Source organism: Thioalkalivibrio sulfidiphilus HL-EbGr7 (genome assembly GCF_000021985.1).
GTDB lineage: Bacteria > Pseudomonadota > Gammaproteobacteria > Ectothiorhodospirales > Ectothiorhodospiraceae > Thioalkalivibrio_A > Thioalkalivibrio_A sulfidiphilus.
On sequence record NC_011901.1, the window covers coordinates 2,054,659 to 2,067,779 of the forward strand.

Here is a 13,121-nt window from a genome sequence, read left to right on the forward strand (position 1 = left end):
GGTCATGTCTCGTCCCGGCGGTTTTCCCGGAGCATGTGCATGAACAGCTCCCCCTGCTCCCTGGCGTCATCCAGGGCCACGTGGGTGTGGGGGCGCTGCTCGGAGAACCAGCGCTTGGGCAGGTAGCTCTTGCCGCTCTTGCGGTATTCAAGTCGCCGCAAGGCCATGGCGTAGGTGCGGATGTCCAGGGCGTTCTCGTGGAACGGGCGCCGGCCGGTAAAGCGCATCAGGTACCAGTACACCCACATGAAGTCCCAGCCCGCCGGCCAGCCCACGAACACCGCCCGCCCGGGCAGGGCCTCGATCCAGTCCGCGTAGGCCTGCATGGCCGGCTCCGGCGCCACCAGGTCCTTGCGGCATTCGGCCCACGCCTCGGGAAACTGCGCCCACCACTCCACCATGCGCGGATGGGCCTCGGCGCCTTCCAGGGTCTCCAGGTTCACGGAGAAACTGCCCATCTCCTGCCCGTCCGGATCATAGGCCACCGAGGCCAGGCTCAGCATGGAATGGGGGCCGGGGATGGGACCGTCGGCCTCGATGTCGGTGGAGACGTAGATCTCGGGATTGGCTTTGGAATCTGGCATGTATCGTCGGTTATTAGAGGGTGGGACGACTTTTAACGCAGAGGACGCAAAGACGCAGAGAGCGCAAAAATGATTAAGTAAAATATTACATATAATCCATAACAGCCTGTATTTATTGAATTAAATAAAATACTATGCGTTCTTTGCGGCTTTGCGCCCTCTGCGTTAACCACAACCGCATCAAACGAATCTACCCCTTGTTCAACCGCCGCAGCATCTCCACCAGCGCCGAGGAATCCAGCTCACCCATGTCCTGGCCCACCAGGGCGTTGATGAACTGGGTGGCCACGGCGGAGCCGGGGGTGGCCACACCCAGTTCGGCGGCGGTCTGCAGGGCGATGCCCATGTCCTTGCGGTGCAGCCGGGCCTTGAAGCCGGGGCGGTAATTCTTGTCCAGCATGCGCTGGCCGTGGACCTCCAGGATGCGCGAGTAGGCGAAACCGCCCAGCAGCGCCTCCCGCACCCGGGCGGGGTCGACGTCGGCTGCCTCGGCCAGGGTGAAGGCCTCGCCGATGGCCTGCAGGCTCTGGGCCACGATCATCTGGTTGCAGGTCTTGGCGATCTGGCCGGCGCCGGGGCCGCCCACGTGGGTGATGGTGCCGCCCACCACCTCCAGCAGGGGCCGCACCTTTTCTAATGCCTCGGCCTCGCCACCCACCATCAGGGTAAGCGTGCCGTCGATGGCCCCCTGCTCGCCGCCGGAGACCGGCACGTCGAGCATCTGAATGCCCTGCCCCGCCAGCTTTTCAGCCATGCGCCGGGAGGCGCCGGCGGCGATGGTGCTGTGGTCCACCACGATCAGCCCGGGACGGGCGCCGTGGATCACGCCGTTCTCGCCCAGCAGCACCGCCTCCACGTCTGCGGTGTCGGAGACGTTGGTGAACACCACGTCCACCTGCCCCGCCAGCTCGGCGGGCGAGGCGGCCACCGTGGCACCGGCGGCTTTGAGCGGTTCCAGGCTCTCCGGCCGGCGCGCCCAGACACACACCTCGTAGCCGGCCTTCAGCAGGTTCGCCGCCATGGGGCGGCCCATGATGCCCAGTCCGATGTAGCCGACCTTCATGGCGCGTCTCCTTCGTTGCTGATACTCAGGCCTTGTGCTCCGGCAACGTCACATTCAGCTCCAGCACCTCGCAGTCGCCGTCGCGCTCCAGCTGGATGCTCACCGCGTCCTCGTCCACCTGCACGTACTTGCGGATCACGTTGAGAATCTCCTCCTGGAGCCTGGGCAGGTAGTCCGGGCCGTCCCGGTGCACCCGTTCCCGGGCCACGATCACCTGCAGCCGTTCCTTGGCCACCTGGGCGGACTTCTTCTTCTGGGATCGGAAGTAGTTGAAGAAATTCATCGCTTAACTCCCGAACAGGCGGCCGAACAGGCCCTTTTTCTGCACGGTGAGGAAGCGGTGCTCCCGATCCTCGCCCAGGAACCGGGCCACCGCGTCCTGGTAGGCCTGACCGGCATCGGAGCTCTCGTCCATGATCACCGGGGTGCCGGCGTTGGAGGCGTTGAGCACCGCCTGGGATTCGGGGATCACCCCCAGCAGGTCCACGGCCAGGATCTCCTGCACGTCCTCCACGCTCAGCATCTCGCCCTTGACCACCCGCTCCGGGGAATAACGGGTCAGCAGCAGCCGCCCGGGGATCGAGCCCTTGCCCTGCTCAGCATGGCGGGTCTTGCTGGCCAGGATGCCCAGGATGCGGTCGGAGTCGCGCACGCTGGAGACCTCCGGGTTGGTGACCACGATGGCCTCATCGGCGAAGTAGGCGGCCATCAGCGCGCCGCGCTCGATGCCGGCGGGGCTGTCGCAGACGATGTAGTCGAACTCCTCGGCCAACTCGTTCAGGACCTTTTCCACACCCTCGGTGGTCAGGGCGTCCTTGTCCCGGGTCTGGGAGGCGGGCAGGATGTACAGCCCCTCCACCCGCTTGTCCTTGATCAGCGCCTGCTTCAGGTTGGCGTCGCCGTTGATGACGTTGACGAAGTCGTACACCACCCGGCGCTCCACCCCCATGATCAGGTCCAGGTTACGCAGGCCCACGTCGAAATCCACCACCGCAGTGCGATGGCCCGCCTGGGCCAGGCCGGTGGAGATGGCGGCGCTGGTGGTGGTCTTGCCCACCCCGCCCTTGCCCGAGGTTACTACGACGATCTTCGCCACAGAGTCTTCTCCGTCAGTTTAATTTATTCAAAAACAATAGATTGAAGATTATTATTTAAGTTATTTCTGGAATCTAGAGAGCCTCGATCACCAGGCTCTCACCCTCCAGCCGCACCTGCACCGGCCCTGCCCGCTCCGCGTCGCTGATCTGCTCGCTCAGGCGGTAATGGCCGGCCACGGCCACCAGTTCGCAGTCCAGGCGCTGACAGAAGATGCGCGCCCCGCTATCGCCCAGCACCCCGGCCATGGCCCGGCCCCGCAGGGGCGCGTAGACGTGGATATTGCCGTCCGCCATCACCTCGGCCCCGGCGCTCACCGGCGCGGTGAGGATCAGGTCCCCGCCCCGGGCATAGACCTGCTGACCGGAACGCACCGGCTGGGTCACCAGCAGGCTGCGCACCGGTTCGGCGGCGGGCCGGGGCGACACCTCCACCTCCCGGCGCGGTGCCGCCCGGGAACCGTCCACGTTCAGCACCGCGAGCCCCGCCGCCTCGGCGCGGGTCCGCAGCGCCTCGCCGGCCTCCCCCGGCAGCTCGCGCAAGCCGATCAGGGACACCCCGTGGGCGCGCAACGTTGCAGCCAGCGCCGCCAGTTCCAGCCCGGCGGCGGATTCGCCCAGGGCCTCCAGGTCCAGCACCGTGGGCAGCCCGGCGAGCAGACCGCTGCCATCGGCCAGGCGCGCGTCCAGCTCCCTGCCCACCGCCTCCAGGGAGGGGCTGAGCAGACGCAGCAGGGTCACGGTGATCATGCGCCCCTTGAACTGCAGGGCGGCGGCTGTCGCGGCGGCGGCCTGGGCGCTCATGGGGCCGCGTTCCGGCGGGGCTGAAGAGACGGAAGGTGCTTGCTGGGGCTCATGAAGGGCACGGAAATCCTTGGCAGTACGGAGGAACAGTCGAAGGGGGCTATGGTATCAGCCGGGTCGGGAATACGCAGGATTGACACCACAGATTCGACACCCCGGCGCTGACAGCACCGGGTCAGGCGCGTACCATCGGGTGTCCTGAGCACTCAGGACACCCGCCTTTCCCGCAGCACCTGGACCCCGTCATGCCGGCCTCACGGACAAGCCAAGCCCCCCTCGCCAGCCCCAGCCCCGAGCGCGAACAGCCCCTGGTCCAGGCCCGGGGTCTGACCAAGCGCTACGAGGGGCGCACCGTGGTGGACGGGGTGGACCTGACCGTGCGCACCGGCGAGTGCTTCGGCCTGCTGGGCCCCAACGGCGCCGGCAAGACCACCACCCTGCGCATGCTCCTGGGCCTGACCCCGCCGGATGCCGGCGAGCTCACGGTGCTGGGCGAACCCATTCCCGAGCGCGCCCGGGAGGCCCGCACCCGCATCGGCGTGGTGCCCCAGTTCGATACCCTGGACCCGGACTTCACCGTGCGGGAAAACCTCGTCACCTACGCCAGCTACTTCGGCCTGAAGGGCGAGGCCCTCGCGCGGCGGGTGGAGGACCTGCTGGAATTCGCCAGCCTCAAGGGCCGGGAAGACGTCAACATCCAGTCCCTGTCCGGCGGCATGAAGCGGCGCCTGACCCTGGCCCGCGCGCTCATCAACCAGCCGGAGCTGGTGGTCCTGGACGAGCCCACCACGGGCCTCGACCCCCAGGCGCGCCACCACATCTGGCACCGCCTGCGCACCCTGCTGTCCCGGGACACCACCCTGATCATCACCACCCACTACATGGAAGAGGCCGAGCGCCTCTGCGACCGCCTGGCCATCATCGACCGGGGCCGGGTGATCGCCTGCGACAGCCCCCGGGCCCTGATCCAGGCCCACATCGAACCCCACGTGGTGGAACTCTCCGGCAACGCCGCCACCCTGTGGCTGGACAAACAGGGCGCGCTCCCCGAGGGTGAGCGCCTGCACCGGGTCGGAGACATCGCCCTGATCTACACCCACGACCCGCGCCCGCTGCTCGAACGCCTGGACGCCGACGGCCTGCGCTACCTGCATCGCCCGGCCAACCTGGAGGACGTGTTTTTGAAACTCACCGGGCATGACCTGCGGGATTAAGTGGGAAGTGTGAATTGGGAAGGACGAAATTAAGTGCGAAGTGAGAATTGGGAAGTGGGAGGAAACCACAGGCGTACCGGCTTAGGCGGTATAGGGTTTGTTGCTCTTTGTCCCACTTTCCAATTCTCACTTCGCACTTAAATCCACGCTGTTTCCGAAGCAACCGAAACTCAACATACTGCCGCTCTGAACAACGCCACCCCATGTCCCCCAACCTCCGCTTCCTCCACGTCTGGCGCCGCAACCTCAAGGTCTGGCGCAAGATCCTCATCCCCTCGGTCCTGGGCAACTTCGGCGAGCCGGTGCTCTACCTGTTGGCCTTCGGCTACGGCTTCGGCATGCTGGTGGGTGATCTGGGCGAGATGCCCTACATGGTGTTCCTGGCCTCCGGCATCATCTGCTCCAGCGCCATGTTCACGGCCAGCTTCGAGGGCATGTACTCCGCCTACACCCGCATGGACGTGCAGCACACCTGGAGCGCCATGCTGGGCGCGCCGCTCACCGTGGACGACATCGTGCTGGGCGAGGTGGCCTGGGCGGCCACCAAGGGACTGATGAGCGCGGCGGCGATCCTGGTGGTGGCCGCGGTGCTGGGGCTGGTGGCCAACGCCTGGGCCCTGCTGGCGCTGCCAGTGCTGCTGCTCACCGGCTTCACCTTCGGCGCCTGCGCCATGGTGGTCACCGCCTTCTCCAAGAGCTACGACTTCTTCCTCTACTACTTCACCCTGGTGATCACGCCCACGCTGCTGCTGTCCGGCGTGTTCTTCCCCCTGGAGCAGTTCCCGGCCCCGGTGCAGATGCTCGCCTACCTGCTGCCCCTGGCCCACACCGTGGAACTGGTGCGTCCGCTGCTGACCGGCACCATGCCGACGCAGGTGCTGCTGCATCTCGCGGTCATCGCGGCTTACGGGGTGGTCGGCCTGATGATTGCGACGCGCCTGATCCGCAGACGGCTGATTCGCTGAGATTCCGCAGGACACGATGGCATCAGGCCATTGGCTGGGACCGCCACACTTGTGTACAATTTCCTGTACATAATTGCTGGAGGGCTCCGCAGATGGATGCCATCACCTACACCAAGGCGCGCGCCAATCTGGCACAGACCATCGATGCCGTGTGCGAGAACCACGAACCCGTCATTGTCACCAAGAAAAATGACCGTGCCGTCGTGATACTTTCGCTTGAGGATTACCAGGCGCTTGAGGAGACGGCATACCTGCTTCGCAATCCCAAGAACGCCCGGCGTCTCCTCGACGCCATCAACGAGCTTGATGCGGGTGGCGGTAGCGAAAGGACGCTGGCCGAATGAAGCTCATCTTTTCGGCGAATGCCTGGGAAGACTATCTTTACTGGCAAAAGACCGACAAGAAAACACTCAAGCGCATCAACCAGTTGATTGCAGAGATCCAACGATCTCCGTTTGAAGGGATCGGGAAACCCGAGCCACTGAAACATGCCCTATTGGGCTACTGGTCACGCCGGATCGACGGTGAGCATCGCATCGTTTACCGGACTGACGATGACAGTGTGTTTATCGCGCAACTTCGTTATCACTACTGAAGACTGTGACGCCCTATTGAGTCGCGCAGGCCTGCGGGATTAATCTGAGCCTGCAATCGGCGCAGGGAAGTCCGGGCCAGTTTCCCCACCGCGGCCGATCATTAGGACATAGCCCGCATATCTCACCGGGATCGCGGGAGCAGGCGAAGGATTCGCGTTCGTAGGCGCCGCTCTGGAGCGAAACCCATAGCCGTAGCTATGGGTTGAGTGAAGAGCAAGCCTACGAACGCGAAGACGAGCCTGAACCGCGATAGGACTCCGGCGGGAACAGACTGTCAGCTGAGGTCGGCGACCATTTCGACGTATTTGACTGATGTATCAACCTGTTGCGCGCCCGCCGGTGTCCGACCGGTGAGATATGCGGGCTAGACACCCATGCCCCAGCAAAGCTCCCCCGGCAATACCCCGCAACCGACCTCGTTCAAAATCGTGTTCTTCGGCCTCGGCGCCGTCGGCTCCGCCATGCTCATCTGCCTGAGTGAACTGGCGGAACGGGATGCGGTGCCGATCCACTTCGTGGTCTACACCCGCGACCCCGAGGCTGCCAGGGACGCCCTGTTCCACGCCGAGCGCCTGTTCGAGCGCATCGAGTTCATCGAGCTGCCGGAGTTCGCCCCGGTGTTCGCCCTGGCACCGGAACACGTCAAGACCCTGGAAGGGGCCACGGTGCTGATCAACGCCGCGCTGCCGGAATTCGACCTGCCGATGATCGAACTGGCCCTGCGCATCGGTGCCCACACCGTGAGCCTCGCCTCGGACATGTACGACACCGAGACCGAGCGCAGCCTGACCTTCCCCCAGTACCGCTACGATGCCGAACTGCGCAAGCGCGGCATCGCCGCCCTGATCAATCTCGGCATCGCCCCCGGCGCCACTGACTTTCTCATCGGCCGGCGCATGCACGACCTGCTCACCGCGGATCGCAAGGACCTGGAGGTGGAGAGCATCGATCTCTACCTGCTGGAGGACATCGATTCCGATTCCATCGTGTTCTCCTGGTCACCCATCGTGGCCCTGGAGGAAATGGCCCAGCGGCCCCGGATGATCCGCAACGGCCTGATCCAGGTGCTGGAGCCCTTCTCCGGCGCACGGGAATACCATTTCCCCCACGAAGCCGAACCCAGCCGCCAGTACCCGCTCTACCAGGAAGAACTGCTGTCACTGCACCGTGCCTTTCCCGAGGTGGAATCCATCGGCGTGTACACCGGCGGCTCCGAGGTCGAACTGCTCAAGGCCCTGTTCCAGCTCAACCTGCTCTCCAAGCGCACCCTGCCCGACCGGCCCGATCTCACCGTGGAGGCGCTGGTGCGCTCCATCCTGCCCGGCATGAACAAGCCCCGGCGCATCGAGGCCTACCTGCGCGACGGCGTGATCCGCCGGGCCCATTTCGCCGCCGCCGCCGAGATCCGCATCTCGGAGACGGTGCGCAACGAGCGCCAGACCGTGGTCGAAACCGTCGGCCTCAGCTACCTGCGCTACCCGGGCCTGATCGGCACGCCCTACGCGGGCGCCACCTACATCTCATTCCCCACCGCCGTGGGTGCCGCCATCCTGGCCTGGCACGCCCTCGACTACGCGCGCTCCGGGAGCGGTTCACGCCCTGACCGGCGTGCTGGGCGGCGTGGACCTGGCCCGCATCCTGCCCCGTGCCCGGGGCGACGCCATTCGCCGCGACCTGGTGGCCTGGGACATCGATCTGTTCGACAGCGTGCGTGATGCGACCGAGACCTGAGACGGGGTTCTCTCGCAGAGGCGCTGGGGCGCGGGGGGAAGTCAAAAAACAGGGGCTCTCGCGAAGGCGCAAAGACGCCAAGGAACGCATCCAGAACATTGGACAGACTCCGTTATCTCAAGGCACCTGAAGTGTCCTATACATGATCCGGTCTGCCGCTGACCCCGATCATCACCCACTGATCCCCTTGCTTGAGATAGATTTCGGTCCACTTCCCGCTGACACGAAAGGACGTCGCGCCCTTTGGCGCGACGGTGGCCGAGTAGGTGTAGTGAACGATGCCTGCAACGTGGTCGTAGACCTCGATGCTGAGCGGCCTGAGCTGGTAGTCCACCACCACAGGTGAGTCACCCAGTACGGACTGGACTGCGGTTTCCCTGTCGTGGGGCACCGGGCTGTTCATATCCCAGCCCATGTACCTGGGATGCAAGGTACTCCGGATCTTCTCGGCGTTGCGTTCCATGGACAGGGACCACAGATCATTGACCCGCTTCCACAGATCCTGCTGTTCAGGCGACAGGTCATAAACGCGCAGATCGGACATCATCACTCCGGCTCCGTCAGGCCCTGGGTTAGTGCCAAGATTACAGCCCCATCCAGCCTGCCGCTCCGGTCACCGGCTGATGGAATCGACGTCAGTGATGAAACACCCGCCCTTCCCGGACAAACCGGATTCCTGCCGGCCATGGGCCTCACCTGCATTCAAGCCTGGGCCGATTCGCGCGCCTGGCGCACGTTGCGAGCGATCTCCTCCAGGTGCACATGCCCGGTGCCACAGCAGCCGCCCCAGATGTCCATGTGCGGATAGCGCTGCGCCAAGCCGCCCATGAGGCGGCCGAGTTCTTCCGGGTCGCCCTCCTCCAGGTGGCCAAGCTGACACAGGGCGATCTTCTCCATCTTCGAGGCATTGGGCCTGAACCCCCGCATGCGCCGGATCCAGTCACCCGTTTCAAGTCCCGGCTCGAACTCCACGGGATGGGAGCAGTTCAACAGGTAGCAGACCGGCGCAGCGTCGGTCTGCTCGTCGATGGCCGCCACGGCCTCCGCCAGCGATGGACCGGATTTGAGGCGTGACGTGCCGTCCACCGTCAGGGACATGACCAGGGGGACACCGGCACCGGCGGCAGCGCGTGCCACACCCACGGCCTCCTCGATGTTGTTGAAGGTCATGGCACAAGCATAATCCACACCGGCCTGGCGCAGAGTGGACAACTGCACCGAGTGATAATCCTCGGCCTCGGCAGCCGTGATATCCCGGTTCAGCTGATAGGCGTCACCCCGCGGCCCGACGATACCGCCCACCAGAGTGGTTTCGATGTCCCCCTCATATTCCGCCGCCACATCGCGCAGGAATTCGATGGCCTGGTGATTGGCGTCGGCCAACCCCTGAGGCGAATACCCGAGCAGCGCCCCCCAATCGGGGCTGGCCCGGTAATCCAGACCCGTGAGCATGGCAGACAGGCCCTGTGCCGCCGCAACGTCCAGGCAACGCCGGTAGATGTCGCGCATCACGTCCACAGCCTTGGGAACTTCAAGCAAGGGAAAGGCCGCGAAATGGGGCAACTCGAAGCCCCACTTGTACATGAGTTCGGTCTCGATCCCGCCTTCGGTCAGGAAAGTCTCTGAACCGGGTTCACTGGGAAACCCCGTATCGGTGTTCATGGGCCACCTCCTTCCGGCATAAGACCGAAGCGTCGTTGGTCACCCCTTTTCCTAGCAGCCGATCCCGAAACCGTCAAAAACCCAAGGGGCCGGGGAAAAACAATGCTCGCATATCACCAACCCCATTCATGAACTTTGGCGGAGGCGCTGGGGAAGTCAAAAACAGGGTCTCTCGCAAAGGCGCAAAGCCGCGAAGGAAAAGCTTTATGAGTTTTTACCCCTTCAATGCCTTTCTTTGCGTCTTCGCGCCTTTGCAAGAGAAAGTGCCTTTGATCTTCTCCGCGCCTCAGCGCCTCCGCGAGAGACCATGCCTTTGATTTGCCGCTAAACACCGGCAGGCAGCTTGGATGACATCAGCTTTCTGCGGTCCAGCGTCCTGCCGTCCACGATGAAGGTCCCATCACCCACGGCGTGCACGGTGCGCTTTTCCTTGCGAGACGTGTCCACGTATGCCGCCACGGCCTCCAGCACCACGATGTCGTGCTTTTTGACGATGTCGATCACCCTGCACTCGATGTTGGCCAGGCATTCCTTGATCAAGGGGGCCTTGACCGCCCTCCCCGGCACCGGCGTTAACCCGAACCGGGTGAACTTGTCCGTATCCGCGCCGGAGCAGGTGCCGATGCCGATCACCTTGTCCAGCATGTCCACGGTGGGGATCGCGATCACGCACTCCCGGGTCTTTTTGAGCGCCCGGAAGGAATAGTTCCAGGGCCCCGTGGTGATGGCGAATCTGGGCGTGAAGTCCATCACCATGGTCCAGGAGAGGGTCATGATGTTGTTCTGCTTCCCGTCATGGGTGGTGACCAGGACAACGGGGCCGGGTTCGATGAGGGTGAAGGCCTTGCTCAGTTTCAACGATCGCATGGGGGCCCCTGCCTGGGTCAGATAGCCTTCTGAAAATGGGGTCGGTGACAAAAGAGAATCCTATGAAAAGATAACGGATCTCGAACGCCCGGCCGTGAAGGGAATTCGACTCGTGACAATGGAGGAGGCAATACCGCCGTGGAGCGGAATCAGACGCTATACACGCTGGGTGTTTCCGTGGGAGGTGCTTTGGCAGCTACAGCGCCGATGGCACCTGAATCGTCTGGCAAAGTAGCTCACGCCCGCGAAGGGGCGTGATAAAAACGGATCTGTCCCATTTCACGGGTACTTGGAGCGACTTGACATGAGATAGTCTGCTACCGCCTGGTAGGCTGGCAGCGATGTTGGATCGATAAGCGCGTTCTTCGGCTTGGGGTAGGAAGCAAGGCGCACCAACACCATCTCGGCGGCCGGATCGACGTAGATCGTCTGACCGTAAACGCCGCGTGCGGCAAAGGCGCCGTTGTCGTTGTGGAACACCCAGAACATAGAACGGTAGCTGCCACCGGCCAGCGTATCGAAGCCGGCCCTGGCAAAGGCCCTGCGGCTGCCCCCCGCACGAATGCTCTCCACCACATCGGCCGGGAACAATCGCTCGCCATTGATCACACCCTCATTGAGCAACAGCAGACCCAATCGGCCCAGGTCGCGCAGCCCTGCCGACATACCGCCCCCTGCGAACGGCGTGCCGACGGCGTCGCCAGTAATATAGGCACTCTGCTCGGCACCCATGCGACTCCAGAGCATGTCGGATAACGCCTGCGTATAGGTCATCCCGGTCACGCGCGCGACGATCCAGGCCAGCACGTCGGTATTGATGGTCTTGTAGCCGAAGGCCACGCCGTGTCTGCCATCCCGCTCGACGGTTTGCAGATACTCGATGTAGCCGATCGGGCCGTCGTAACCCGGTGGCTTGGGTAGCGGGTTCCCGGCGGCGGAATAGGCCCAGATATCGGCATTGGGGTCGTCGTAGTTCTCATCGAAGGCCAGCGCCGTGGTCATGTCCATGACCTGCCGAACACTGGCGGAACCAAAGGCCGTGTCGGCCAGTTCGGGCACATAATCTGTCACCGGTGCGTCGTCATCCAACCGGCCCTCGGCGACCAGGATCTCTGCCAGCAGGCCGACCAGCGACTTGGTCATCGACATCATGGCATGCTGGCCCGTCTCGCTCAGGCAACCCGAATACCATTCGTAGACGACCTGCCCCTTGTGCAGGATCAGTATGCCGTCGGTATAGTTCGCAGCAAGCGACTCAGCCCAGGTCATCTCTTCATCGCCATCCATCGGCGTAAAGGTCAGCGCGTCGATCTCGGCACGGATGTCGGCGAACTCGTGATGCGGCACGTAGTCCAGCGGTACCGGCGCACCAATGCCGCGGCTGACTTCAATAGTCGGAAACAGCTCGCGCATGTGACAGACGGACCAGCGGGACTTGGGGAACGCGAAGAAGTCGCCGGCGGCGACGCTGATCCGCTTGTCCGGCGCCGGCGGCACGCCTTGCATCCAGCCCATCACGCGGGGGTCGGACTCACGTGCCGTAAGTGACGCCTCCTGCGCGTGCACCGACATCGTGCTTGCGACGGCGAGAAAAGCAACTATGCGAGCGGCTTTGACTGCAGATGACGACAATGAGCACCCCTGTTGTCCGGTTGTACCGGAAATTATATGTATTCAGGTACGCATCCAATTTCTACTTCGTTTAAGCCAAAAAAGATACAGTGCCCAGGAATCGCCCGCCCAACAGTGTAGCGCTAAGTCGGCAGGCACGATTAAGTACTGAGCATAGCGCTGACCGAGGTGCTCATCATCGGCGCCGCCCGTGACAGTTTCAACAGCCTGCTAGGTGACGATACGCCGGTACAGCCGGCAGTCTCCCGCCGCCAGCCAGGAACCTGCACCTGCGGCTGGTGCTCGCATCCAGGTACCTGTGGCGACAACGCCATCGGGACCGCGCAACTCACCCTCAAGCACCAGGATTTCGATGATGCCGTCGCCCGGCACCGGCAGCGAGGCACCGTTGGCCAGCTGCATCAAACACACATCTTCAGGATAGCCCGACTCCCGGTAGAGCACCTTCTCCTGGACCCCCGGCACACCGGTCTCCACCCAGTCCATCCGGTCCGTGTCGAGACAGCGCGCGGCCCGATCGCGGCCGGGGTACTGACGAAGCCGCACGAACAGGTCGCAGCCAGGCTCCGAGCGCGGTGCATGGCTACTGCCGTCCGGATTCAGGAACCAGGTGCCGGCCCGGTACTCACCGTGCTCGTCGGCGAACACCCCGTCCAGCACCAGGATCTCCTCGCCCTCGGGATGACTGTGGGGACGGAATGCCCCGCCAGGAGCGTAACGCACCAGGCTGGTCACCGGTCCAAACTCGCCGCCACTGCGGTACAGCGGCTTGCGCCATACCGTGCCGCTGGGGCTCGGCTCCCAGGCCATCACCCCGGTGTCGACCCGTGCGGCCTCGTGCGGATCGGCGTTCACGTCCGCCAGGTCATCAATAGTCTTCTGCATATGCGCAAAACTCTGATGTTTCAG

Annotated in this window: 15 protein-coding genes; 5 read left to right on the forward strand and 10 right to left on the reverse strand. The window is 63.9% G+C overall.

Translation table 11 applies throughout. The features are described from left to right. Positions 1 to 2 precede the first annotated feature (2 nt). The 5 genes from TGR7_RS09690 to minC all read right to left on the reverse strand — a co-directional run bounded on the left by TGR7_RS09690 (position 3) and on the right by minC (position 3,545). Positions 3 to 584, reverse strand: a complete 582-nt coding sequence (locus tag TGR7_RS09690; RefSeq protein ID WP_012638492.1) for a 3'-5' exonuclease family protein — start codon at positions 582 to 584, stop codon at positions 3 to 5. A 190-nt stretch (positions 585 to 774) separates the two neighbouring features. Next, complete coding sequence (locus TGR7_RS09695) at positions 775 to 1,647, reverse strand: NAD(P)-dependent oxidoreductase (RefSeq protein WP_012638493.1); 873 nt, start codon at positions 1,645 to 1,647, stop codon at positions 775 to 777. A gap of 25 nt (positions 1,648 to 1,672) precedes the next feature. Then, positions 1,673 to 1,930 carry a cell division topological specificity factor MinE gene (gene minE / locus TGR7_RS09700; protein ID WP_012638494.1) on the reverse strand — a complete coding sequence of 86 codons (258 nt, stop codon included), beginning with the start codon at positions 1,928 to 1,930 and terminating at the stop codon, positions 1,673 to 1,675. A 3-nt stretch (positions 1,931 to 1,933) separates the two neighbouring features. Beyond that, positions 1,934 to 2,743 (reverse strand): septum site-determining protein MinD, encoded by an 810-nt coding sequence (gene minD, locus TGR7_RS09705; RefSeq protein WP_012638495.1) that lies wholly within the window; start codon positions 2,741 to 2,743, stop codon positions 1,934 to 1,936. Between the two features lie 73 nt (positions 2,744 to 2,816). Continuing rightward, complete coding sequence (gene minC, locus TGR7_RS09710; RefSeq protein ID WP_012638496.1) at positions 2,817 to 3,545, reverse strand: septum site-determining protein MinC; 729 nt, start codon at positions 3,543 to 3,545, stop codon at positions 2,817 to 2,819. 245 nt (positions 3,546 to 3,790) lie between these two features. On the opposite strand from minC, the gene TGR7_RS09715 reads away from it, so the two are divergent. The 5 genes from TGR7_RS09715 to TGR7_RS09735 all read left to right on the forward strand — a co-directional run bounded on the left by TGR7_RS09715 (position 3,791) and on the right by TGR7_RS09735 (position 8,035). Continuing rightward, positions 3,791 to 4,759: an ATP-binding cassette domain-containing protein gene (locus TGR7_RS09715; protein WP_012638497.1), complete on the forward strand. Its 969-nt coding sequence runs from the start codon at positions 3,791 to 3,793 to the stop codon at positions 4,757 to 4,759. A 203-nt stretch (positions 4,760 to 4,962) separates the two neighbouring features. Continuing rightward, positions 4,963 to 5,724, forward strand: a complete 762-nt coding sequence (locus TGR7_RS09720) for an ABC transporter permease (RefSeq protein ID WP_012638498.1) — start codon at positions 4,963 to 4,965, stop codon at positions 5,722 to 5,724. A 92-nt stretch (positions 5,725 to 5,816) separates the two neighbouring features. After that, positions 5,817 to 6,068 carry a type II toxin-antitoxin system Phd/YefM family antitoxin gene (locus TGR7_RS09725; protein WP_012638499.1) on the forward strand — a complete coding sequence of 84 codons (252 nt, stop codon included), beginning with the start codon at positions 5,817 to 5,819 and terminating at the stop codon, positions 6,066 to 6,068. Further along, positions 6,065 to 6,319, forward strand: coding sequence for a Txe/YoeB family addiction module toxin (locus tag TGR7_RS09730; RefSeq protein WP_012638500.1), 255 nt, complete (start codon positions 6,065 to 6,067; stop codon positions 6,317 to 6,319). The genes TGR7_RS09725 and TGR7_RS09730 overlap by 4 nt, the downstream gene beginning before the upstream one ends. Positions 6,320 to 6,694: 375 nt before the next feature. After that, positions 6,695 to 8,035: a saccharopine dehydrogenase family protein gene (locus TGR7_RS09735; protein ID WP_012638501.1), complete on the forward strand. Its 1,341-nt coding sequence runs from the start codon at positions 6,695 to 6,697 to the stop codon at positions 8,033 to 8,035. Between the two features lie 152 nt (positions 8,036 to 8,187). On the opposite strand, the gene TGR7_RS09740 is transcribed toward TGR7_RS09735, so the two are convergent. The 5 genes from TGR7_RS09740 to TGR7_RS09760 form a co-directional block, all read right to left on the reverse strand. Then, a complete protein-coding gene (locus TGR7_RS09740; protein WP_012638502.1) occupies positions 8,188 to 8,598 on the reverse strand; it encodes a nuclear transport factor 2 family protein in 411 nt (136 codons plus the stop codon). Between the two features lie 155 nt (positions 8,599 to 8,753). Continuing rightward, complete coding sequence (locus TGR7_RS09745; protein ID WP_012638503.1) at positions 8,754 to 9,713, reverse strand: homocysteine S-methyltransferase family protein; 960 nt, start codon at positions 9,711 to 9,713, stop codon at positions 8,754 to 8,756. Positions 9,714 to 10,037: 324 nt separating this feature from the next. Beyond that, the gene (locus TGR7_RS09750; RefSeq protein ID WP_012638504.1) at positions 10,038 to 10,580 is read right to left on the reverse strand and encodes a flavin reductase family protein; all 543 of its coding nucleotides are present in this window, start codon (positions 10,578 to 10,580) and stop codon (positions 10,038 to 10,040) included. Between the two features lie 279 nt (positions 10,581 to 10,859). After that, a complete protein-coding gene (locus tag TGR7_RS09755) occupies positions 10,860 to 12,095 on the reverse strand; it encodes a serine hydrolase domain-containing protein (protein ID WP_222702425.1) in 1,236 nt (411 codons plus the stop codon). A 327-nt stretch (positions 12,096 to 12,422) separates the two neighbouring features. Next, entirely contained in the window at positions 12,423 to 13,097 is a 675-nt protein-coding gene (locus tag TGR7_RS09760; RefSeq protein ID WP_012638506.1) for a cupin domain-containing protein, read from the reverse strand. Positions 13,098 to 13,121 lie beyond the last annotated feature (24 nt).